We start from the raw sequence: 23140 nt of genomic DNA, 5'->3' as shown, positions 1-23140 counted from the left end.
GATGAACAACGTTGAAACCATCAAAGTGGTCCCGGCGCGCTACCCGCTGCGCACGGTGGGGGCGATTGTTGCGCTGTTTGTGCTGGCGGTTGTCATTCAGTCGGTGGCCTTTAACCCACGCTGGGAGTGGAGCGTGTTCGCACGCTGGTTCTTCGACCCGGTGATCCTTGAAGGGGTGGGGCAGACCTTGCTCCTGACCCTGATCGGCACCGCGCTCAGCGTGGTGATCGGCGGCCTGTTAGCCCTGGCGCGACTGTCGTCCTCGTGGCTGCTGAGCAGCCTCGCCTGGGGCTACATCTGGCTGTTCCGCTCCCTGCCGCTGATTGTGGTGCTGATCATCCTCTACAACTTCTCCTATCTGTACGACACGCTGTCGCTTGGCGTGCCATTCACCGGCATCACCTGGGGCAGCTTTGAGACCATCAACGTGCTGGGGCAATTCTCCACCGCGGTGGTCGGGCTGACGCTGGTGCAGAGCGCCTATACTGCGGAAATTATTCGCGGCGGCTTCCTCGGGGTCGATCACGGCCAGTATGAAGCCGCCGCCGCGCTGGGTTTACCGGCCTCGCGCCGCACCCTGCGCATCATCCTGCCCCAGGCGCTGCGCACCATTCTGCCGTCCGGGTTCAACGAAATCATCAGCCTCGCCAAGGGCACGGCAATGGTTTACGTCCTGGCGATGCCGGAGCTGTTCTACACCATCCAGATGATCTACAACCGCACCCAGGAGGTGATCCCGCTGCTGATGGTCGGTGCCGTCTGGTATCTGGTGATCACCACCGTGCTCTCCGCGATCCAGCATCTGGTGGAACGTGCCCTGGCCCGCAGCGAGCGCCGCTCGGCGGTGAACACTACCCGCGCGACCCGCACCCGTTCCGTTACCACCCAAACCACACAGGAGCCTGTCCATGCAAGCCTCTCCTGAAGGACATATTTCGATTACCGGCGTGAGCAAGTTCTTTGGCCGCCACAAGGCGCTGGATAACGTCTCGCTGGAGATCCCGCCGGGCTCGGTGACGGTGATCCTCGGGCCCTCCGGCTCCGGTAAATCCACACTGCTGCGCACCATAAACCACCTGGAACGCGTCGATGAAGGCTTTATCCAGATTGACGGGGACTACATCGGCTATCGCCGGGAGGGCAACACCCTGTACGAGCTGAAAGAGAAAGCGATCCTCAAACAGCGGGTTAACGTCGGCTACGTGTTCCAGAACTTCAACCTGTTCCCGCACCTGACGGTGCTGGAAAACCTGATCGAGGCACCCATCGCCCACAAACAGCTGAGCCGTAAAGCCGCCGTCGAACGGGCTTACGATCTGCTCGACGTGGTAGGGCTGCGCGATAAGGCCGATGCCTGGTCGCGCCATCTTTCGGGCGGGCAGCAGCAGCGCATCGCCATTGCCCGCGCTCTGGCCCTGCGCCCGCGGGTGATGCTGTTTGATGAGCCGACCTCGGCGCTGGATCCCGAGCTGGTGGGCGAAGTGCTGGACGTGATCAAAAAGCTGGCCCGCTCCGGCACTACCCTGGTGGTGGTGACCCATGAGATTGGCTTCGCCCGGGAAGTGGCGGATCAGGTGGTGTTTATGGTCGACGGCAAAATCGTTGAACAGGGCAGCAGCGACGAGGTGCTCAACCGCCCGTCCCACGCCCGAACGCGGCAGTTCCTGTCGAAAGTACTGTAAGGAGAGACGATGAAAAAAGGATTACTGGCGTTGTTAGTGGTGGCATCCACCAGCCACGCCGCGATTGATTTACAGGCCAACGAGCAGCCGCTGCCGGTGACGGTGGATAAGCAGGCGGTGGCGAAGATCCCCGCGAACTACAAATTTGTCGAACCGGGTACGCTGACCGTCGCCATTTCGGCCCTTAACTCGCCGCCGCTGGCGCTGCTGGCCAGCGATAACCGCACCCGCATCGGCAGCGACCCGGATATCGCCCGGCTGCTGGCGGGCAGCCTCGGGTTAAAACTCAAGCTGGTGCCGACAGCGTGGGAGGACTGGCCGCTGGGCATCACCTCCGGGCGCTACGACGTGGCGCTGGTCAACATTGCGGTGACCGAGCAGCGTAAACAGAAGTTCGATTTCGCCACCTATCGCGTCGATAACCTGGCTTTCTCGGTGAAATCCACCAGCGAAGTTCAGTCGATCAAGAACGCCGCCGATCTGTCAGGTAAAAAAGTGATTGTCGGCTCCGGCACCAATCAGGAACGCATTCTGTTGGGCTGGAATGAAGAGAACAAAAACGCCAGGCGCGAGCCTGCGCTGCCGGTCTACCTGACCGACGACGCCTCCGGCAATCTCTATATCCAGTCCGGCAGGGCGGACGTGTTCTTCGGTCCACAGTCGGTATCGGCCTATAAAGAGGCCCTCACCGGCAAAACGCGGGTGGTGGGCTTAGGGCCGAAGAAGGCGTATGTCGCCACCACCACCAAAAAAGGTAACGAGCTGGTGTATGCCCTGCAGGCTGCGCTCGACGGGGCCATCCAGCGGGGTGACTACCAGAAAGTGCTGGCCCGTTGGGGCGAGCAGGGCGAAGCGGTGGCGCAGTCGGAGGTCAATCCGCCCGGGATAACCTACTGAGGCTGCTCTACACTTAAGGCTTTGACCGAGGTATAGCCGATGATCAAAGTCTATGGCGTTCCCGGCTGGGGCTCAGCCATCAGCGAAGTGATGCTGACCCTCGCCGATATTCCGTATCAGTTTATCAACGTGGATGGGTTCGATAAGCCGGGTGCCACGCGCGAACTGCTCGAAAAACTCAACCCGCTGTGTCAGGTGCCGACGCTCGAACTGGAGAACGGCGAGATCATGACGGAAACGGCAGCGATTGCGCTGCTGGTGCTGGATCGCTGTCCCGATCTGGCACCTCCCGTCGGGCGCGCGGAGCGCCAGCAGTTTCAGCGCCTGCTGATCTGGCTGGTGGCGAATGTCTATCCCACTTTTACCTACGCCGACTACCCGGAGCGCTGGGCACCGGATGCCCCGGAACAGCTACAGCAGAACTGCCGCGAATACCGTAAATCGCTCTACCTGTGGCTGGATAACCACCTCAAAGCTGCGCCCTGGGCCTTTGGCGAGCAGATCACCCTTATCGACTGTTATTTGTGCGTGATGCGGACCTGGGGGCCACGCCCGGACTGGTTTGCCGCCAACACGCCGAATATCACCGCCATTGCCGATAACCTGTGCAAGCTCCCGAAACTGCACAAGGTGCTAAAAGACAACGACATACTCTGCTAGTCTGGAACTCTTACTCAAAAGGAGCCCTGCACATGCCACACGTCAATATCAAATGCTTCCCTCGCGACCTGAACGACGAGCAAAAAACCGCCCTGGCCGCGGATATCGCCGAGGTGATCACCCGCCATCTGAACAGTAAAGATCGCTCTATTTCCGTGGCCCTGAACGAAGTTCAGGAAGCCGACTGGAAAGCGCAGGTCTGGGATACGGAGATTGGCCCGAAGCTGGATGAGTTGATTAAGAAGCCGGGTTATTCGATGTAAAAGCACAGTTATCCCCTCATCGTTGCGGTGAGGGGATAAACCCTGATTAAAGGCTACTGGTATTAACCCGCTTACCAATATCCTTAAGCTGGGAATATTTTTCCAGCAGCTGCGGCCCGTCATCCAGACTCATCGCAAACATCCACATGTAGGTCATGACCGAATAGATATGACCGGCATCCAGCCCCCCTTCGAACGACATAGTCAGGATGGTGCTGGCGAATAAAATCGCGGTCACCGTGCCGATAGCTAAATAGCCAAAGGCTTCCCGATCCGACAGTTTTATTCTGAGCCGCGCCAGCACATCGTAGTGCCTGGAAAGCGACATCCGTGAAGCGCTGTTCACAAAGGCGACCTCTTTTTCCAGCCGATCGTTCAGTCTCAGGAACAACGTTTCGTTCCTGCGGGTGAATCCCGGTAAAAACAGGGCAAAGAACACCAGGATGAACAGACAGGCGACGCCGGTCCAGAACTGCAGCAGGAGCAACATCACTGCGGCACCAATGATGGACGCGACAGAGGTCACCAGCACCGGCAAGTGTTTCTCGAAAAAATCGACAAATTCACGCGACAGCGCCACGCGGGCGGCAATGGTTGAAGCACTGTGCTGTTCTTCGCGTTGCGCAATAATGACCGGAACGGCCAGTTCGGCGTAAATGCGCGCAAAGGTGCGGGTATCGACGCTGCGTCTTGCCGCGCCAATCGCCCACATCGTAAACACCATCACCGCATAGAGCACGGCATGTAACGCCTGACCGTTAACAATGGCATTGATCGCAAACCCCGCCAGCAGGGGATAAAGCAGCATGGTGATGTTTTCAGCTGCCACCAGTAAGAAGGTAAGGACGAGTTTTCGGCTATGTCGTTGGCCCAGCAATTTGAGCGTCTTGACCGCGCTGTTCGGGACTGCGGCTGGTGCCGCATTTTTTAAGGTAAGCATACAATTTTCTGTTAAGATGGTTTTGAGCGGTTGCTCAAATCTGTGGGGTGAGTCTATTTGAGCACTTGCTCAAAGTCAACGTGGGCGTGTAGATGAAAGAAACAAAAGAGGCGTTAAAAGCCAGGATCCTGGACGGGGCTATCGCACTATTTCTGGAGAAGGGGATCGCTAACGTCACCACGCGTGAGTTGACCGAGTCGTTAGGGATCTCTCGTAGCCATATTTACCATTATTTCAGCAACTGGCAGGCCCTGTGTATCGCCGCGCTGGATCGTTTTATGCGCGATGAACTGGAGACATTTACCCGTGAGGTGGCGGCATTACCCTCCACGCAAAAAATGGAACGCCTGGTCATCGATTTTTTACCCTTTGAGCCGGATGCCGCCTGGCAGCTGTATGGCTCAACGTGGCAGTTAGCGCTGCATAATGACGTTTACGCTGAATTTGTGGAATCCATCACGCAAGCGTGGAACGAAATCGTCCGCGGCATTGTTGAGGAGGGCGTAGCGAATGGGAGCTTTCGCGAGTGTGACGTCAGCCGCACCACGCGACAGCTGATTTCACTGTTGAATGGTTATGATGAGTTTCTGGGCGTGCGGCCTTCGGCGGAAAAATGCGCCATGGTCGAAGCCGATATTGCCGATTTTATTCAACGATTTATTTACAAGGCGTAAGGCAGGCCAGGTGTTGTAGGCCGGGTAAGGCGCAGCCGCCACCCGGCATTGCAGTGCGGTCTGAAGCCCTCACCCCAACCCTCTCCCACAGGGAGAGGGAGAAAAGACTAAACATACAGCTCCGGATGCTCCTTCAGCATCTCCAGCATATTATCCCGAATCTCATCCTGCGCCCCGGCCATCCACACCGCCTCCAGCGGCATCCCCATCTGCTCCGCGCCGTTGAGCTGCACAAACTTCACCCCAGGCATCAGATAACGGCTGCTCCAGGCCGGGACAATCGCCAGCCCAATTCCCGCCGCCACAAGGTTGATGATGGTCTGTTTCTCGTCCGCCATCTGTGACACCGTCACTTCAATGCCCGCATTATGGAACAGATTCATGGTCAGATCGTGACTGTGGGGGCGCGAGCGCCGCTCCGGCAGGATCATCGGCATTCCTTCCAGTTCGGCAATATCGACCCTTTCACGATCGGCAAACGGATGGCTGGCAGGCAGGGCCAGAATGCCGGGCTCGTTGCATAAAAATGCCCGGCCAAACTGTCCATCCAGCTGGGCGGGAGGGCGGATAAACACCAGATCCAGCCTGCCGCTTTTCAGCTTTGGCAGCAGATGGACGGTCTTATCTTCGAAGAGCTGGATCTCCACCGTCGGGTAGTGCTGGCGGAACAGTTGCAGCAATCCCGGCAGCAACCCGATGGCCGCGCTGTCGATAGTCCCGACGCGCAAAAGCGGCTGCGCCCGGCGTGGATTTTGACGAAATTGCAACATAATCGCGTCGGCGTGGGCGAGCAGTTTTCGCGCCTCTTCCCGCAGCAACACGCCGTTCTCCGTCAGTGCCACCCGGCGGGTCGAGCGGGTAAACAGACGCGTGCCAAGTGCCTCTTCTAAAAGACGAATATTCCTTCCCAGGGCGGAGGGCAGCATATCCAGGCGCTGGGCCGCCTGGCCGAAATGCAGGGTCTCTGCCACCGCCAGGAAACAGCGCAGGTGTTGTAGTTCCATTTTGGCTCGCTCGCGATTATTGCATTTTTTTGTATAAACCGATGCGCATGATCATGCAAGAAATATCAGCATACTCATCAAGGCAGCCCGACTGCGTACCCTACAAAATAATTATGAGGAACACCTCACATGACCTGCACAATCGAACAACGGGTTATGCGCAAGATCACCTTGCGCATCGTCCCCTTCATCATGCTGTTGTACTTCATCGCCTTCCTTGACCGCGTCAACATTGGTTTCGCGGCGCTGACCATGAACGCCGATCTCGGCTTCTCACCGGCGGTCTTCGGCTTTGGTGCCGGGATCTTCTTCCTCGGCTACTTCCTGTTTGAAGTGCCGTCAAACCTGATCCTGCATAAAGTCGGGGCGCGCATCTGGATTGCCCGGGTGATCATCACCTGGGGGCTGGTCTCCGGCGGCATGGCCTTCGTGCAAAGCACCACCAGCTTCTACAGCCTGCGCTTCCTGCTCGGCGTAGCGGAAGCGGGCTTCTTTCCGGGGATCATCCTCTACTTAAGCTACTGGTTCCCGGCGCAGAAACGCGCCCAGGTGACGGCAATCTTTATGGCGGCGGCCCCGATCTCCACCGCGCTCGGCTCGCCGATCTCTGCGGCGCTACTGGAAATGCACGGCATGATGGGCTTTGCCGGCTGGCAGTGGATGTTTGTCCTCGAAGCGGTGCCAGCGGTGATCCTCGGCGTGGTGGTGCTGTTCTGGCTCACCGATCGCCCGGAGAAGGCAAAATGGCTCAGCGAAGAGGAGCGCGGCTGGCTGATTGCTACCCTGCAGCGTGAGCAGGCGGCGAAACAGGCCACGGCGCAGCACAGCGTCTGGAAAGGGCTGCTCGATAAGCGCGTTCTGGCCCTGTCGCTGGTTTACTTCGGCACCTCCGCCGGGCTCTACACCCTGGGCATCTGGTCGCCGCAAATCATCAAAACCCTCGGCGTCTCCTCCATGACCGTCGGCCTGCTGAATGCCATTCCGGCGGTGATGGCCGTGGTGGCGATGGTGCTCTGGGCGCGTCATTCCGACAAAACCAGCGAACGCTCGTGGCATGTAATTGCTGCCTGCATCGTGGCGGCGGCCGGGCTGTTTATGGCCGGCAGCACGGCGAGCATCGTCGGGGTTATCCTCGCCCTGACCATCGTCAACTGCGGCATCAGCGCCTCCAAACCCCCGCTGTGGAGCATGCCAACCCTGTTCCTTTCCGGTTCGGCGGCGGCGGCGGGTATCGCCACCATCAACTCACTCGGCAACCTGGGCGGCTTTGTCGGTCCGTTCATGATTGGCCTGATTAAGCAGCAGACCGGCAGTTACACCTGGGGGCTGTGGTTTGTCGCCGGGCTACTGATGCTCTCCTCACTTGTAGTGCTGTGGCTCTCGGCATCCAGCCGCAAGGCGCAGGCGCACGATTCATTAATTCAGTCAAAACATTAATTTAAGGAAACAGAGATGAAAGATTACGCCATTGCAACTATCCCCGCAGACGGTATCGGCCCGGAAGTGATCACCGCGGGCGTTGAGGTGTTACACGCGCTGGCCCAGCGTCAGGGCGATATGCGTTTCTCGGTACATACCTTCGAGTGGGGTTCGGACTACTACAAAGCCCACGGAGTAATGATGCCGGAAGACGGGCTGGAGCAGCTCAAAGCCTTCGACGCCATCTACTTTGGTGCGGTGGGTGCGCCGGACGTGCCGGATCACATCACCCTGTGGGGGCTGCGCCTGCCGATCTGCCAGGGCTTCGATCAGTACGCCAACGTCCGTCCAACTAAAATCCTGCCGGGCATTCAGTCCCCGCTGCGCAAGGCGGTGCCGGGTACGCTCGACTGGGTGATTGTACGTGAGAACTCGGAAGGGGAATATTCCGGCCACGGCGGTCGCGCGCACCGCGGCCTGCCGGAGGAGGTGGGCACCGAGGTGGCGATTTTCACCCGCACCGGGGTGACGCGCATCATGCGCTACGCCTTCCGTCTGGCGCAGACCCGTCCGCGTAAGCTGTTGACCGTGGTCACCAAGTCTAACGCCCAGCGTCACGGAATGGTGATGTGGGACGAGATCGCCGCCGAGGTGGCGCGCGAGTTCCCGGACGTCACCTGGGACAAAATGCTGGTGGATGCCATGACCGTGCGCATGACCCTGCACCCGGCGTCGCTGGACACTATCGTGGCGACCAACCTGCACGCCGATATCCTCTCCGACCTCGCCGGCGCGCTGGCGGGCAGCCTGGGGGTGGCACCGACCGCCAATATCGATCCGGACCGTCGTTTCCCGTCGATGTTCGAACCGATCCACGGCTCGGCCTTTGATATCACCGGCAAGGGCATCGCCAACCCGGTCGCCAGCTTCTGGACCGCGGCGCAAATGCTGGAACATCTGGGCGAGGGCGAAGCCGCCACACGCCTGATGGCTGCCGTCGAGGCCGTTTGCGCGAAGGGCATCATGACCCCGGACGTGGGCGGTACGGCCAATACCCGCGAAGTCACCCAGGCGGTGATCCGCGCCATCGCAGAAGGCTGATCTATGGCACAACACGACGACAGCGCCCTGCGAGGGGCGCTTACTGAGATCTTCATGGCGGCGGTGAAAAGTGCCGACCCCCATGAGGCGCTGATTAGTGCGCTGCCGGAGAAACCGCGCGGGCGCTGCATTGTGGTCGGGGCAGGGAAAGCCAGCTCCGCCATGGCCGCTGCGCTGGAGGCCGCCTGGCCGGATGTCGATCTGCAGGGCGTGGTGGTGACGCGCTACGGTCACGCGGCGCCGACGCAAAAAATTCGCATCGTCGAGGCGGCGCACCCGGTCTCGGATGCGATGAGTGAAGTGGCCTCAATGCTGATGATGGAGCAGGTCAAACACCTCACCGCCGACGACTGCGTGATTGCGCTGATCTCCGGCGGGGGATCGTCGCTGCTGGCGCTGCCGCGTAAGGGGATCACCCTTGCGGATAAGCAGGCGGTCAACCAGGCGCTGCTGAAGAGCGGGGCGACCATCCATGAGATGAATACCGTGCGCAAGCAGCTGTCGGATATCAAGGGCGGACGCCTGGCGCTGGCGGCAAAACCGGCGCGGGTGATCACCCTGATCATCAGCGATGTGCCCGGCGACGATCCCCAGAGCATCGCCTCCGGCCCGACGGTGGCGGACAGCTCCACGGCGGAAGAGGCGCTGGAGATTATCGCCCGCTATCGCCTGGCGCTGCCGGAGCCGGTGATGCGGGTCCTGCACACGCCGCGCGCGCCGGTGACAGCAAAGGAGATCGACGAGGACATCCGCCTGATCGCCACGCCTTCCGGCGCGCTGGCCGCGGCTGCCGCCGTGGCGCAGCGGATGGGTTACACCCCGCTGATTCTGGGCGATGCGCTGGAGGGCGAAAGCGCCCAGCTGGGGATTATGATGGCCGGGATCGCCAAATCGGTGAAGCAGCACGGCCTGCCGGTGAAAGGCCCGGCGGTGCTGCTCAGCGGCGGGGAAACCACGGTTACGATTGGGAACGCAGCTGCTGGACGCGGCGGTCGCAACACCGAGTTCTTGCTGGCGCTGGCCTGTGCGCTGAAAGGCGAGGAGGGGATTTACGCCATCGCCGGGGACAGCGACGGGATTGACGGCACCGAGGATGCGGCGGGAGCGATAGTCACGCCGGATACGCTGGTCCGCACCTCGCTGGATGCGAAGGCGATGCTGCGCGGGCATGACAGCTACAGCTACTTTGCCGAAGCGGGCGATCTGGTGGTGACCGGCCCGACGCTAACCAATGTGAATGATATTCGGGTGATAGTGATCACCTGACGTGGGTTATGCCGGGCGGCAGCTGCGCTTTGCCCGGCCTACCACACCGATCCCGTAGGCCGGGTAAGGCGTAGCCGCCACCCGGCGTTTTAGCTTTAGCCCAAGCGCTTCCCGGTGCTATCAACGACTTTTTCACCGTCCTCTTTTATGAATTCACCTTCCTGTGGGTCAGGAAGAATATCCAGCACCACTTCCGAAGGGCGGCACAACCGGGTGCCCAGCGGGGTCACGACGATGGGGCGGTTAATCAGAATCGGGTGTTGCAGCATAAACTGAATCAGCTGTTCGTCTGTGAATCTGTCGTCATCCAAACCAAGCTTCTCATAAGGCTCAACATTTTTACGCAGCAGGTCACGTACAGCGATCCCCATATCGCTGATGAGTTTCACCAGCTCATCCCGTGACGGCGGGGTTTCAAGATAATGAATAATGGTCGGTTCGTTGCCGCTATTGCGGATCATCTCCAGCGTGTTACGTGACGTACCGCAGGCCGGGTTGTGATAGATGGTTATGTTGCTCATATCAGGATCTCATTACAAAGTGACAGAGAGCCGCAACGCCAGCGCGGCCAGAGTGATAAACAGCACAGGCAAGGTCATGATAATGCCGGTACGGAAGTAATATCCCCAGGTGATGGACATATTCTTCTGAGAAAGCACATGCAGCCACAGCAGCGTCGCCAGGCTGCCGATGGGAGTGATTTTGGGCCCTAAATCGCAGCCGATGACGTTGGCATAGATCATCGCCTCTTTGATTACGCCGGAAGCCGTACTTCCGTCAATCGACAATGCGCCAATCAGCACCGTCGGCATGTTGTTCATTACCGATGAGAGAAATGCCGTCAGGAAGCCGGTGCCCAGCGTTGCCGCCCATAAGCCTTGTTCTGCCAACATGTTCAGTACGCCGGAGAGATAATCTGTCAGCCCGGCATTGCGCAGGCCATAGACCACCAGATACATCCCCAACGAGAAAATGACGATCTGCCACGGAGCACCGCGCAGCACTTTACCTGTATTAATGGCATGGCCTCTTTTCGCCACCGCAAACAGGATTATCGCGCCAGCGGCAGCAATCGCGCTGACCGGGATCCCCAGCGGCTCAAGGACAAAGAATCCGGCAAGTAACAGCAGCAGGACAATCCAGCCAGCCCGGAACGTCGACGGATCTTTAATCGCACTGGCAGGGATTTTCAGCAGCGAAACGTCATAGTTCGCCGGGATATCTTTACGGAAGAAGAGGTGCAGCATCGTCAGCGTGGCGGCGATGGCAGCCAAATCAACCGGGATCATCACCGACGCGTAGTCGGTAAAGCCCAGCCCGAAGAAGTCAGCAGAGACGATATTCACCAGGTTGGAAACAATAAGCGGCAGACTGGCGGTGTCGGCGATAAAGCCCGCCGCCATGACAAAGGCCAGGGTCGTGCCCGGACTGAACCCCAGCGCGAGGAGCATGGCAATGACGATCGGTGTCAGGATTAGCGCCGCACCGTCGTTAGCAAACAACGCCGCGACCACTGCGCCTAGCAGCACAATCCAGGTAAACAGCAGGCGACCGCGTCCGTTACCCCAGCGAGCGACATGCAGCGCAGCCCATTCAAAGAAGCCGGACTCATCGAGCAGCAGGCTGATGATGATCACCGCGATAAAGGTCGCCGTCGCGTTCCAGACGATATTCCAGACCACCGAAATATCATCAACATGAATAACGCCGAGCGCCAGCGCCAGCACCGCGCCAATGCTCGCGCTCCAGCCAATGCTGAGCCCTTTGGGCTGCCAGATGACCAGTATCAGCGTCAGTAGAAAAATTATCCCTGCCAGTAACATCCCGAACTCCATTACATATGGTTATGTATATGTGATTTACGTATTAACAGGATGAGCTGGCTGATTGTGCCAGCCATCCGCGAACCTCATCCCGCATGCAATACCAGGCAGTGGTGATAGTCTCTGCTGCCCATGCCGGCATGTGCGGTGATAAACGATAGTGGATCCATTTTCCTTCCCGGCGATCGAGAACCAGTTCTGCCTCGCGTAAAATCGCCATGTGCCGCGATATTTTTGGCTGTGATTCAGCGGTCGCCCCACAGATATCGCAGACGCACATTTCCCCGGACTCCCTGAGTAACATGACGATCGCCAGCCGGGTTTCATCCGACAGTATTTTGTAAAGCTGGACAGGCTGTAGCATTTCCCACTCCGATGCGCTTGGAATACATATATGCTAAACCATATATATTAAGTTTGAAATAATCTGTTCTCTCTGGAGGAGAAAAATGGAACAATTTCCCGCCCTCAATGCCCGGATTTACAGGAACCACCACGCATTTTGATCCTGTACGGCTCGGTAAGATAGCGCTCCTGTAGTAGTTGTAGGCCGGGCAAAGCGAAGCTGCCGCCCGGCGTTGTTGCGCGGTCTGATTCCCTCACCGTAAATCACCCGTCCCTCCCTTCACAGGGCACTACACTGATCAACATACCTGCACGCGCTCACCCAGCGCGTGATTGTCATGTCCATTACATAAGGATGCATCATGATCCGGCCCATTCCTCTCGAGCGTTATCGCAATATCGGTATCTCCGCACATATTGATGCCGGTAAAACCACCACCACCGAGCGCATCCTGTTTTATACCGGGGTGAGCCATAAGATGGGGGAGGTTCACGATGGCGCGGCGATCACCGACTGGATGGCGCAGGAGCAGGAGCGGGGCATCACCATTACCTCGGCGGCGGTGAGCTGCTTCTGGTCCGGGATGGATCGCGGCTTTGAGCCGCACCGGATCAACATCATCGACACCCCCGGGCACGTCGATTTCACTATCGAGGTGGAGCGCTCCATGCGGGTGCTGGACGGGGCGGTGATGGTCTATGACTCGGTGGGCGGGGTGCAGCCGCAGTCGGAAACCGTCTGGCGACAGGCCAATAAGTACCGGGTGCCGCGCATCGCTTTCGTCAACAAGATGGACCGCCCGGGGGGCCGATTTCTTTCACGTGGTGCAGATGATGATCGACCGGCTGAAAGCCCACCCGGTACCGATTGTGATCCCTATCGGCGCGGAGGACCACTTCACCGGGGTGGTCGATCTGATCCACATGCGGGCCATACTCTGGGATGACACCACCCAGGGGATGACCTTTAACTATGCCCCGGTACCGGACGAACTGCAGGCCACCGCCCGGACCTGGCGGGATAAAATGGTCTCGGCGGCGGCGGAAGCCAGCGATGACCTGATGGACAAATACCTCGAAACCAACGATCTCGACGAGGCAGAAATTATCCGCGGCCTGCGCAAACGCACGGTGGCCGGGGAGATCCAGCCGATGCTCTGCGGCAGCGCCTTTAAAAACAAAGGGGTGCAGCGGATGCTGGATGCGGTGATTGAGCTGATGCCGTCACCCCTCGACGTTCCCGCCATCGACGGGGTGGATGAGAAAGGGCAGCACGCCGAGCGTCATCCCAATGATGACGAACCCTTCTCGGCGCTGGCGTTTAAGCTGATGTCCGACCCCTACGTCGGGCAGCTGACCTTTATCCGCGTCTACTCCGGGGTGCTGAAAAAAGGCGACGCGGTGTTTAACCCGGTGAAGGGCAAGAAAGAGCGCATCGGGCGTATCGTGCTGATGCATGCCAACGACCGTCACGACGTCGAGGAGCTGCGCACCGGGGATATCGCCGCCTGCGTCGGGCTGAAGGATGTCACTACCGGCGACACCCTGACCGATCCCAACGCGGTGATTACCCTCGAGCGCATGGAGTTCCCGGACCCGGTGATCTCGCTCTCCATCGAGCCGAAAACCAAAGCCGACCAGGAGAAAATGGGTATCGCGCTGCACCGTCTGGCGGCGGAAGATCCCTCCTTCCATCTGCATACCGATGAAGAGTCCGGCCAGACCATTATCTCCGGGATGGGCGAACTGCATCTGGAGATTATCGTCGACCGCATGCGGCGCGAGTTTGGCGTCGAGGCCAATATCGGCCGTCCGCAGGTCACCTACCGGGAAACCATCCGCAAAGCGGTAAACGACATCGAGGGCAAGTTTGTCCGCCAGTCCGGCGGGAAAGGACAGTACGGCCACGTGGTGCTGAGCCTCGAGCCGCAGGAGCCGGGCAGCGGCTTTGCCTTTGTCGATGCCACCAAAGGCGGTGTTGTGCCGCGGGAGTACATTCCGTCGGTGGAGAAAGGACTGCGCGAAGCGATGAACAGCGGCGTGCTGGCGGGCTACCCGGTGGTCGATATCAAAGCGACCCTGACCTTTGGCTCCTACCACGACGTCGACTCCTCGGAGATGGCCTTCCGCATGGCGGCGATCTTCGGCTTTAAGGACGCGGCGCGCAAAGCCGACCCGGTGATCCTTGAGCCGATGATGCACGTGGAGGTCGGAACCCCGGAAGAGTACGCCGGGAATATTATGGGCGATCTCTCCTCCCGGCGCGGTCTGGTACAGGGGATGGAGGAGCAGTTCGGCAGCCAGATTATCCGCGCCGACGTGCCGCTGGCGGAGATGTTTGGCTATGCCACCACGCTACGCTCCATGTCCCAGGGGCGGGCGACCTATAGCATGGAGTTCCATCATTACGCCGAGGCCCCGCGTATCGTGGCCGATGAGATCATTGCCGGGCGGTCGAAAAAGTAGGTCCGGGGGGAGCCATGAAGCGTCTGCATTTTGCTCTCGCCGCACTCATGGCACCCCTTACGCTGTTGGGGTGTGTGGTGATGTCCGGCACCAGCCGGACTGACTTTAGCGCGACAAAGCAGGCAGATATGGTCTTTATCGGCCTGCCTGCGCCGTTGAACTGGCTTGCGGCGGGGATGCAGGGCACCACCTTTCCGGTCTCAAGCCAACTCTCCCTTACTGCCGCCCATGTCGCCGTGCCGTTGCTCAAGCCTGTGAGGGCTCAACATCCCATTTGCGATGTGGCGGTGATTGGCGATAACAACCGCGGCAAGATCGTGCATCAGCTGGCTTACGCCAGGGTCGGGCGCAACGTCACCCTTTTCGGCTATAGCGCCATCAACAGCCTGCCGAAATCCAGCATGGGTAAGATCGATGGCTTCGTGAAGCGTGACGGCTGCTACTACGGCATCATTACCGGGGCGGGGGCGGTTTCCGGCATGTCCGGCGGGCCGGTCATCGACAGCCTGACCGGGGAGACGGTGGGGATCATCACCAACGTCATCCCTGGTAAAGGGGCAGTGGTGTTCGTGGCAGTGCAGGATTTTACTAACGTGCTGGACCGGATGCGGATCCCTTATAAAACCTATTAGAAGATATATGGCAAACAAAAAATCTGTACCAAAGGGGAGGATAATAGCATGGAGGATTATTGGTTAATTATATCCTCAGAAATATTATTGACATGAAAGTAATGTCGTGGTTAATTTAAAAAAATTAACCTTCAACGCCTTCATTTATACAAAAATTCAATATTTAAACGCTTGTCATAATTATCTGTGGCTGTTGTGTGCTATTAGGTAACAACTCGACGGTTCAAGTTCCTTACAGGGATAAGTTATATAACAGAAGTTAATCATGGAGAAATGATATGTCTGCTTCTAAATTTGGTGATGGTACAAGCTGGAGTTCTGAGAGAGGGAAAGAACCTTATGGCCCTGGTGGTACAGGTGGATCAAATAACGGCGGTAATAATAACGCCTGGTCGGGTGTATCTGCAGCGGTACAAAAACAAGTTTCGGCTATTCGTTCCGATCCCTCAATTACTGAAAAACTCAAAAACTTACTTATTGCAGTCCATATCCTTAACCCTTCTGCAAAAGTGAAAATTGAGGACATATCTGCTGCAGGCACACTGAGCATCTCCGTTTCTGGAATTAATTCAGAACAGGCCAGCACAATAGGTTTAAGTGGATTAATTTTAAACTTCAAGCATAAGAGCGGGAACGTTGTAGTCGGTAATATTGAAACGGGCCATAAACGAACTAAGACAGATACGGCAACGGGTTCAGACAATGCGCAGATTATGAATGGAGTTGTGTCTAACGCAGCCGAAGCAAGTAAACCCCCATCAACACCCACCATCCAGCAGCGAGCAGAAAAACTCTACGGTGCCGATAGGGTATCCTGCAAAGCTCTTGTTAACATGTACAAAGAATCTGTGGCAAAAGGCAGTATTCCTGCAAAAGTTAAAGGCGATCTCCGCAAAAAAGTTCAAATGATGTTGGACGAAGACAAAGCAATTGCCGCCGCTGTAGCCGCAAAAAAAGGTCGACGAAGCCGCATTATTATTGAAAGCAAGCGATTATATTGTTGATGTCGGAAATAAAATCAGTGGGCAACTTAGTGATAGATACCGGGTTATAGCAAAAGAACTCGCCGTAAAAGTTAAGAACTATCAAGGCAAGAACATCCGAAGCTATAACGATGCGATGAAGACCTTCAATCGGCTGAATTCAAACCCGTCAATGAGAATCAGCCCGGCTGATAAGGCTGTTCTCATCAATGCCTGGCGACAGGTTAACGCACAAAACATGTCGATAAAACTCGCGAGCTTAAGTAAGGTTTTCTCTGCTGCTGGCTGGTTACTACGTGTTGAAAAAGTACGTGAAAAAAGTATCGTTGGTTACGAAACCGGAAATTGGGGACCTTTGATTCTTGAAGTTGAATCATGGGTGTTAAGCGGGATAGCTGCGAGTGTTGCAATGGCTACCGTAAGTATCATTCTGTCAATGATCTTTACTGCTGGTACTCTTCCGACAACTTTACTGATGATTATTGGAACACAGGTTATTTCTTTGATCGCCATTTTAATAGATGACTCCTTCGCTGAGAAAATCAATAACGAATTAATCAAGCCAGCACATTAATAATCCTGGGGAGAGGATTACCTCCTCTTCTTTACTAATTTGCATACCCCTATCGTAAACCAGAATAACAAAACGGTAAATGCAAATACTCCAGCATAGAAAGTGGAAAAGCAAAATGTCAGTAAAATGTCATTTTCTGACATGAGACGCAAATGTCTTCCTGATGTTGTTAATTCTTGATTGCAAAACAGGATTGGATAGAAAAGACAGATATAAAGAAGATAGTATGCAAATAAAGCACCGATTATTTTAGTATTAGGGTGCTCTTTTTTGATGGTCATTATTTTTGACGATGTCAAAGCGAAGATGATGGCGACTAATACTGCTGTTTTTGTATAAATATCCATTACTTTACTCATAAGCGGATTCTTTGCGGAAATGACAGCAGGCAGTTCGCTACCCCATGTCGCCACAGCCCTTAGCAAAGTAGAGTCTGGGTCTTCAACATACATTAACAAGATCACGATAAAAGGAGATATTGCAGGAATTAATGTCAATATCATTCTTTTCCCTAATCGATCTTCTTTTTCCGATTGCGATTGTTTAATCATATGTTCCTTCATATTTATTTTCTGGTCTACAATGCTTCTCAGATGACAATAGTATCTATTATGACGACTCGCATTTTTGTGGTCAATTAAGATTTGGTGGGTGGTTAATGACATGCATAAATCAATCATGTATATATTTCAAAGTTATGTCATATTGCCCTCCAATAAAATTAAGATATATTTAATTCAGGAATGGCCCGTCTGGGCCATTCTGTATTTAATAAATATCATTCTGGTTATTTCACTCAGGCGCTTTCACCTGCTTCCCGCTGGTCACAAAAGTCCCCGCACCGAGGTGGTGCAGCGTATTAAGTTTATCGTCGTCAAACTGCCATCTCCCGTTCACGAATGCTTGTTCATCCGCCGCAGCCGAGACCACCTCGCCAAACAGGGTGTCATATTTTTCTGCCGCCGAGGTGGCGGGCAGCAGGCGGCACTCCATCCACGCCAGGCATTTCTCTTCGATCACCGGCAGGCCCAGCACCGGGCCGTCGATGGCCGGTATGCCGTAGCAGTTGAATTTATCCTCATCGCGGCCGCTGACGCTGCCCACAGCATAGGTCCAGTTGGTGGCCGCCACGCCGGGAATGACGATCCCGAACCGGCCGCTGCGCTCAATCAGCTCCCGCGACCAGGCGCTTTTATCCACCACGATGGCGATCCGCGGCGGCTCGAACTCTACCGGCATCGACCAGGCGGCGGCCATCACGTTGCGGCGGTCGATTGTCTCGTCGCGGCTGGTGATCAGGACGGTCGGGCCGTGATTTAACAGGCGGCTGGCGTGCATTAACTCAACGGGGCGGAAGTGGCTCATAGAAATTCCTCATAAATAGCTTCAGAGCATTAAACGGCTGAAAGCCATTGGAAATCAAGCTGCAACAAATGCGTAATTTATTCGTCACACAAGCTGCCTACAGTGGCGAGCATCAAATCCCAAAGAGGATAACAATATGCTCACTTCCATCACGCTCAAAGGCGTCTCGTACGCTTTTGGCGCGAATACCGTTTTGAATCAAATCGATCTGCATATCGAGCCGGGTAGCGTGGTTGCGCTGCTGGGGCCGTCGGGCTGCGGGAAAAGCACCCTGTTGCGTCTGCTGGCAGGATTAACCCAGCCTGCATAGGGGGGAACTCCATTTTGGCGATCGGCTGGTGGCGAAAACCGGATGGGCCTTACCGCCGGAAGCCCGGGACATCGGCATGGTGTTCCAGGATTACGCCCTCTGGCCGCACATGACCGTGGCACAGAATGTCATGTTCCCGCTGAAGATGCGCCAAATTCCACGTCAGGAAGGCGACAGCCGCGTCGCCCAGGCATTGACCCGCGTCGGCTTAAGCGATTTTGCCGATCGCAAACCGGCAGGGCTCTCCGGCGGGCAGCAACAGCGCGTGGCGCTGGCCCGGGCGATTGTCGCCGAGCCGCGGGTGCTGCTGTTTGACGAGCCGCTCTCCAACCTCGACAGCGAACTGCGTGGAACCTTGTGTCACGAGATGGCCACGCTGCTGCGCCAGCTAGGCACCACCGCCGTCTATGTTACCCACGACCGCCGGGAGGCTGAAATCCTGGCCGACCGCATCGTGCATTTGTCTGCTGGCAGGGTTGCTGCCGATCGTTTGATTACATCCTCAGGGGAGTTCGCATGAAAGCTGCAATGTCCGTCAAAAAAAGGAGTCCTGTTAGCCATGGCGTTATCGTCCGTTATGATGTCCAGCGCCCACGCGCTGACCCTCTACACCGCAGGCCCGGGGTCGCTGGCCAAAAGCCTCGCCAGCGGCTTTGAAAAGAAAACCGGCGTGAAGGTGGATATCTTCCAGGCGACCACCGGCAAGGTGATGGCCCGCCTTGAGGCGGAACAGGCCAATCCGCAGGCGGATATTCTGATCTCCGCCTCCTGGGATACCGCGGAAGATCTGCATAACCGCGGCTGGCTGCTGCCGTACCAGAGCGCCAATGCGGCGAAGGTGCCCGCCGATCTGAAATCCGACGACTATGTGGCGCAGGGCGTGTCGGCGCTGGGCATCGTCTGGAACACCAAAAGCGGCACCCCGGAGCCGAAAGAGTGGGGCGATCTGACCACCGGGGCCTTCAAAGATAAGGTCACTACTCCGGATCCTGCGCTGTCCGGCGCGTCGCTGGATCTGCTGATCGGGCTGCAAAATGGCATGGGTGACAAGGCCTGGACCCTGTTTGATGAGCTGAAAAAGAACGGCATGGTAGTCAGCGGCCCGAATGCTCAGGCGGTAACGCCGGTGATGCAGGGGGCAAAAGCGGCGGTGTTTGGCGCGGTGGACTACGTTTCGTACGGCAACATCAGCCAGGGCGAATCCCTGAAGGTGATCTTCCCGGCCAGCGGCACGGTGATTGTCCCGCGCCCGATGATGATCCTCAAATCTACTCAGCATGCGGAAGATGCCAAAGCCTTCGTCGATTACGTCCTGTCGCCGGAAGGCCAGGCGATGGTGGCTGATGCCTGGCTGATGCCGGCCCGCGGCGACGTGCAGGCCAAGCGCCCGCTGCTTAACGATCTGAAAATCCTGCCGACCAAAAGCGACGGTACAAGCGAACGCAGCGATATCCTCAAGCGTTTCAACACGCTCTTCACCTTATAATCACCTGACGGGGGCAACCCCGTCTTCAGGACTGTTTTGTGAATCCTAAATTCCTGTCGGTGACGACGCTGGCGCTGCTGGTGATCCTGGTGGCGTGTCCGCTCACCTTTATTCTGCTGCAGGCGGTGTTTCCGCAGTTCAGCGCCGGGATCTTCTCCGGCGCTTTTAGCGGCCTCGCAACCCTGCTGGCCGAGCCGCAACTGCCCACCATGCTCGGCGGTACGCTGCAGGTGGCCGTCGGCGTGGCTCTGGTTAGCGCCCTGATTGGCTTTCCCCTTGGCGTGGCGCGCGGGCTGCTTAACCTGCCGCTGCCCCGGCTGTGGGATCTGCTGTTTCTGATCCCGTTTTTAACCCCGCCCTATATCGCCGCGCTGTCGTGGATGCTGGTGCTGCAAACCAACGGCTATCTGCAACAGCTCACCGGCCTCAACCTGAATAATCTGCTGTTCAGCCAGACCGGAATTGTGCTGGTGATGGCCCTGAATATCTTCCCGGTGGTCTATTTCGCGGTGTCGCGCAGCCTGCTGGCCAGCGGGCAGCGTCTGGCGTTGGTAGCCCGGGTGCACGGCGCCACTCCCGGACGGGCGTTCTGGCATATCACGCTGCCGATGCTGTCGCCGTCGCTGGCGGCGGGGATGCTGCTGGCCTTCACCCTGGCGATTGAGGAGTATGGCGTGCCCGCAGCGCTCGGGACCCGCGCCGGGGTGTTGATGCTGACCACCGATATCGAGAAAAAACTGGCCGAATGGCCGATAGACCTGTCTGGCGCGTCGATGCTCTCGGTGGTGCTGGTGACTATCGCCCTGAGCGCCTGGTGGCTGCAGAAAAAGCTGACCGGCAATCAGGATGTGACCAGTATTACCGGCAAACCGACGGAGAACATGGGCGCGGATGCCGGGGGCTTTACCCTGCCGGTAGTGGCGCTGCTGGCCCTGGCCGGGTTTATCGCGGTGATACTACCGGGTGCTTCCATGGCCTTGTCCGGGGTGCTGGGCACCCTGTCGGGCGGGGTGACGCTCGCCAACCTGACCGCCTCTCACTATGGGGCGCTGTTCAGCCAGCAGGGGGGATGCCCTGTCGGCGCTGGGCACCAGCCTGTCGCTGGCGCTGGGCGCGGCCTGTATCACCGGGTTACTCGGCCTGCTGGCCGCCTGGCTGGTAGTGGTGCAAAAAATCAAAGGGCACGGGCTGCTGGATGCGCTGTCGCTGATGCCTGCCGCGCTGCCCGGCGTGGTGGTCGGGGTGGGGCTGATCCTGCTGTGGAACCAGCCGTTCTGGCCGGTCTCTCCCTATAACAGCTGGGCGATCCTGCTGCTCTCCTACTGTTGTCTGCTGCTGCCGTGGCCGGTGCGCTATGTCGGCAGCGCGCTGCGTCAGCTGGGTGGCAATCTGGAGCCTGCCGCGCGGGTGCATGGCGCGTCGGCATTGCAGGCGCTGCGCTTTATCGTCCTGCCACTGGTCTCTCCGGCGATGCTGGCGGCGATGCTGATGGTGTTTGCCATCGCCTCGCGGGAGCTGGTTACCTCGCTGCTGCTGGCCCCGGCGGGGACGCAAACCGTGTCGGTGTTTATCTGGCGGCAGTTTGAGCAGGGATCCGTCGGGCAGGGGATGGCGATGGCGACCCTGACGCTGCTCACCGGTCTGGTGTTGATGCTGACGGCGCTGGGGATCATGCAACGTACGACCCGCGGGTAAAAAAGCACTTTTGCGACAGTGGACGGGTAAAAATAGTTTATAAACAAGGAAGAACTGTAAAAGGAAACTCATTATGACCCCGTTTTTAAGCGCGTATTTCGCCCGTACCGGCTGGCAGCAGCCGGTTTCTGTGGATATCGACACCCTGCGGGCGCTACATCTGCAGCACAACAGCGCCATCCCGTTTGAAAATATTGATGTGGTGCTGCCGCGGGAGATCCAGCTCGACGATCAATCCCTAGTCGATAAGCTGGTCACCGCCCGGCGCGGCGGTTACTGCTTTGAGCAGAACGGCCTGTTCGAGCGGGCGCTGCGTGAGGTGGGGTTTAACGTCCGCAGCCTGCTGGGTCGGGTCGTGCTGGCGAACCCGCCGCAAATGCCGCCGCGCACTCACCGCCTGCTGCTGGTCGAGCTGAACGGCGAACGCTGGATCGCCGATGTCGGCTTCGGCGGGCAGACGCTGACGGCGCCGATTCGGTTGATCGCCGAAGAGGAGCAGGCGACGCCGCACGGTATTTACCGGCTGATCAACGATGGCCAGGACTGGGTGCTCCAGTTCCGTCACCATGACCACTGGCAGTCGATGTATCACTTCGATCTCGCCGCCCAGTATCAGACCGATTACGTGATGGGCAACTTCTGGTCCGCACACTGGCCGCAGTCCCATTTCCGCCATCATCTGCTGATGTGTCGGCATCTGCCGGACGGCGGCAAACTGACCCTCACCAACCTGCACTTTACCCACTGGCAGGACGGACACGTGGTCGAGCAAATCAACCTGCCGGACGCAGAGGCGCTGTATCAGCTGATGCAGGAGCGGTTCGGACTGGGTGTGGACGATCCGAAGTACGGCTTTTCACTGGCAGAACTCACGGCGGTGATGGCCGGGTTTGAAACCCATCCGCAGGCGGGCAAATAGTGTGGGAAGGGGCGTAAGCCCCTTTCTGTTAGCCGATTAAAACCTTAGCGCGCATTCTCACGGCATCCAGTTCTTCGGCGGTTGCCGTTCCCTTTTTCACCGCGTTACGCGCCCGCCAGTCCAGATTTTTGATCTGGTCGGCGAGGGCGACGTTGCGGCGTGAACCGCTAATAACCACTTCGAAGGGATAGTTTTTGATTTGCGACGTGAGCGGACAACAGAGCATTAAACCGGTACGTCCATTGTAGGTGGCGGGTGAAATAACCAGCGCGGGGCGATGTCCTGCCTGTTCATGTCCTGACTGCGGATCAAAATCCAGCCAGACGATATCGCCCGCTTCCGGGATGTAGTCCATTACAGCAGCTCCTTACCTTGCGGTTCCCCAAAGGTGACTTCGTGATGCAGATTGTCGTCGGTGATCGCCGCGAGCAGCGATTCCAGCGTCGGTTCGTCCTTTCTGACCGGTGTCAAAATAATACGTCCTTCTTCGTCTACGTTAACGTTCACCACATCGTCAACGTGCAGTTCTGCCTCACGCATAACCGCGACAGGAAGCCTGACGGAAGGGCTATTACCCCATTTTTTAACGGTGACCTGCGGCATAAAAACACTCCAGATGTTGATACAAAGTTTCGC

23 protein-coding genes and 3 pseudogenes are annotated in these 23140 nt (G+C 57.5%); 17 read left to right on the top strand and 9 right to left on the bottom strand.

The window, feature by feature from the left end:
* Position 1: 1 nt before the first annotated feature.
* Genes AAHB66_RS11675 through pptA form a run of 5 tightly spaced genes read left to right on the top strand, consistent with a single transcriptional unit; the run spans position 2 to position 3502 of the window.
* Positions 2-925 (top strand): amino acid ABC transporter permease, encoded by a 924-nt coding sequence (locus tag AAHB66_RS11675; protein ID WP_347116384.1) that lies wholly within the window; start codon positions 2-4, stop codon positions 923-925.
* Positions 909-1682: an amino acid ABC transporter ATP-binding protein gene (locus tag AAHB66_RS11670; protein WP_262661036.1), complete on the top strand. Its 774-nt coding sequence runs from the start codon at positions 909-911 to the stop codon at positions 1680-1682. Before AAHB66_RS11675 ends, AAHB66_RS11670 begins: the two co-directional genes overlap by 17 nt.
* A 9-nt stretch (positions 1683-1691) precedes the next feature.
* Positions 1692-2579 (top strand): transporter substrate-binding domain-containing protein, encoded by an 888-nt coding sequence (locus AAHB66_RS11665; protein WP_347116383.1) that lies wholly within the window; start codon positions 1692-1694, stop codon positions 2577-2579.
* A 39-nt stretch (positions 2580-2618) separates the two neighbouring features.
* Positions 2619-3239, top strand: coding sequence for a glutathione S-transferase family protein (locus AAHB66_RS11660; protein WP_347116382.1), 621 nt, complete (start codon positions 2619-2621; stop codon positions 3237-3239).
* Between the two features lie 32 nt (positions 3240-3271).
* Complete coding sequence (gene pptA, locus AAHB66_RS11655) at positions 3272-3502, top strand: tautomerase PptA (RefSeq protein WP_142489529.1); 231 nt, start codon at positions 3272-3274, stop codon at positions 3500-3502.
* 46 nt (positions 3503-3548) lie between these two features.
* Here pptA and AAHB66_RS11650 read toward each other — a convergent pair whose 3' ends face one another.
* Positions 3549-4442, bottom strand: coding sequence for an ABC transporter six-transmembrane domain-containing protein (locus AAHB66_RS11650; RefSeq protein WP_347116381.1), 894 nt, complete (start codon positions 4440-4442; stop codon positions 3549-3551).
* A gap of 92 nt (positions 4443-4534) precedes the next feature.
* Here AAHB66_RS11650 and AAHB66_RS11645 point away from each other — a divergent pair, with 92 nt between their 5' ends.
* Positions 4535-5116 carry a TetR/AcrR family transcriptional regulator gene (locus AAHB66_RS11645; protein ID WP_347116380.1) on the top strand — a complete coding sequence of 194 codons (582 nt, stop codon included), beginning with the start codon at positions 4535-4537 and terminating at the stop codon, positions 5114-5116.
* A 107-nt stretch (positions 5117-5223) separates the two neighbouring features.
* On the opposite strand, the gene AAHB66_RS11640 is transcribed toward AAHB66_RS11645, so the two are convergent.
* Positions 5224-6120 carry a LysR family transcriptional regulator gene (locus AAHB66_RS11640; protein ID WP_347116379.1) on the bottom strand — a complete coding sequence of 299 codons (897 nt, stop codon included), beginning with the start codon at positions 6118-6120 and terminating at the stop codon, positions 5224-5226.
* A gap of 129 nt (positions 6121-6249) precedes the next feature.
* On the opposite strand from AAHB66_RS11640, the gene AAHB66_RS11635 reads away from it, so the two are divergent.
* From AAHB66_RS11635 to AAHB66_RS11625, 3 genes are read left to right on the top strand one after another with little or no spacing between them, the layout of a single operon-like run.
* Positions 6250-7557, top strand: a complete 1308-nt coding sequence (locus AAHB66_RS11635) for an MFS transporter (RefSeq protein ID WP_347116378.1) — start codon at positions 6250-6252, stop codon at positions 7555-7557.
* 15 nt (positions 7558-7572) lie between these two features.
* Positions 7573-8640 (top strand): tartrate dehydrogenase, encoded by a 1068-nt coding sequence (locus tag AAHB66_RS11630; RefSeq protein ID WP_347116377.1) that lies wholly within the window; start codon positions 7573-7575, stop codon positions 8638-8640.
* A 54-nt stretch (positions 8641-8694) separates the two neighbouring features.
* Positions 8695-9906: a glycerate kinase gene (locus tag AAHB66_RS11625; protein WP_347116463.1), complete on the top strand. Its 1212-nt coding sequence runs from the start codon at positions 8695-8697 to the stop codon at positions 9904-9906.
* Positions 9907-10001: 95 nt separating this feature from the next.
* Here the strand turns inward: AAHB66_RS11625 and arsC are convergent, their stop codons facing one another.
* From arsC to AAHB66_RS11610, 3 genes are read right to left on the bottom strand one after another with little or no spacing between them, the layout of a single operon-like run.
* Positions 10002-10427 (bottom strand): glutaredoxin-dependent arsenate reductase, encoded by a 426-nt coding sequence (gene arsC, locus AAHB66_RS11620; protein WP_347116376.1) that lies wholly within the window; start codon positions 10425-10427, stop codon positions 10002-10004.
* A gap of 12 nt (positions 10428-10439) precedes the next feature.
* On the bottom strand, positions 10440-11729 hold the full coding sequence (locus tag AAHB66_RS11615) for an arsenic transporter (protein WP_347116375.1): 1290 nt from the start codon (positions 11727-11729) through the stop codon (positions 10440-10442).
* Between the two features lie 43 nt (positions 11730-11772).
* Entirely contained in the window at positions 11773-12093 is a 321-nt protein-coding gene (locus AAHB66_RS11610; protein WP_347116374.1) for a transcriptional regulator, read from the bottom strand.
* A gap of 343 nt (positions 12094-12436) precedes the next feature.
* Between AAHB66_RS11610 and fusA the strand changes: the two are divergent.
* From fusA to AAHB66_RS11590, 4 genes and pseudogenes are all read left to right on the top strand, one after another.
* Positions 12437-14540 (top strand): annotated as a pseudogene (fusA, locus tag AAHB66_RS11605) (elongation factor G).
* A gap of 14 nt (positions 14541-14554) precedes the next feature.
* Positions 14555-15172, top strand: a complete 618-nt coding sequence (locus AAHB66_RS11600; RefSeq protein ID WP_347116373.1) for a hypothetical protein — start codon at positions 14555-14557, stop codon at positions 15170-15172.
* 278 nt (positions 15173-15450) lie between these two features.
* Positions 15451-16176: a hypothetical protein gene (locus tag AAHB66_RS11595; protein ID WP_347116372.1), complete on the top strand. Its 726-nt coding sequence runs from the start codon at positions 15451-15453 to the stop codon at positions 16174-16176.
* Positions 16151-16729, top strand: a complete 579-nt coding sequence (locus AAHB66_RS11590; RefSeq protein ID WP_347116371.1) for a colicin-like pore-forming protein — start codon at positions 16151-16153, stop codon at positions 16727-16729. The genes AAHB66_RS11595 and AAHB66_RS11590 overlap by 26 nt, the downstream gene beginning before the upstream one ends.
* 17 nt (positions 16730-16746) lie before the next feature.
* Here the strand turns inward: AAHB66_RS11590 and cui are convergent, their stop codons facing one another.
* On the bottom strand, positions 16747-17280 hold the full coding sequence (gene cui / locus AAHB66_RS11585) for a colicin immunity protein Cui (protein WP_347116370.1): 534 nt from the start codon (positions 17278-17280) through the stop codon (positions 16747-16749).
* A 241-nt stretch (positions 17281-17521) separates the two neighbouring features.
* Positions 17522-18094 carry a flavin reductase family protein gene (locus AAHB66_RS11580; protein ID WP_347116369.1) on the bottom strand — a complete coding sequence of 191 codons (573 nt, stop codon included), beginning with the start codon at positions 18092-18094 and terminating at the stop codon, positions 17522-17524.
* 136 nt (positions 18095-18230) lie between these two features.
* Between AAHB66_RS11580 and AAHB66_RS11575 the strand changes: the two are divergent.
* The 4 genes and pseudogenes from AAHB66_RS11575 (at position 18231) to nhoA (ending at position 22504) form a co-directional block, all read left to right on the top strand.
* Positions 18231-18924: pseudogene (locus AAHB66_RS11575) on the top strand (ABC transporter ATP-binding protein).
* Positions 18925-18963: 39 nt separating this feature from the next.
* Positions 18964-19890 (top strand): ABC transporter substrate-binding protein, encoded by a 927-nt coding sequence (locus AAHB66_RS11570; RefSeq protein WP_347116368.1) that lies wholly within the window; start codon positions 18964-18966, stop codon positions 19888-19890.
* Positions 19891-19928: 38 nt separating this feature from the next.
* A pseudogene (locus tag AAHB66_RS11565) lies at positions 19929-21585 on the top strand (iron ABC transporter permease).
* A 73-nt stretch (positions 21586-21658) separates the two neighbouring features.
* Positions 21659-22504, top strand: coding sequence for an N-hydroxyarylamine O-acetyltransferase (gene nhoA, locus AAHB66_RS11560; RefSeq protein ID WP_347116366.1), 846 nt, complete (start codon positions 21659-21661; stop codon positions 22502-22504).
* 28 nt (positions 22505-22532) lie between these two features.
* Here the strand turns inward: nhoA and mazF are convergent, their stop codons facing one another.
* Complete coding sequence (gene mazF, locus AAHB66_RS11555; protein ID WP_106992912.1) at positions 22533-22859, bottom strand: endoribonuclease MazF; 327 nt, start codon at positions 22857-22859, stop codon at positions 22533-22535.
* Complete coding sequence (locus tag AAHB66_RS11550) at positions 22859-23107, bottom strand: AbrB/MazE/SpoVT family DNA-binding domain-containing protein (protein ID WP_059307895.1); 249 nt, start codon at positions 23105-23107, stop codon at positions 22859-22861. Before AAHB66_RS11550 ends, mazF begins: the two co-directional genes overlap by 1 nt.
* Positions 23108-23140 lie beyond the last annotated feature (33 nt).

The organism is Leclercia sp. S52 (assembly GCF_039727615.1).
Taxonomy (GTDB): Bacteria; Pseudomonadota; Gammaproteobacteria; order Enterobacterales; family Enterobacteriaceae; genus Enterobacter; species Enterobacter adecarboxylatus_B.
This window is presented reverse-complemented; position numbering and strand designations above follow the sequence as displayed.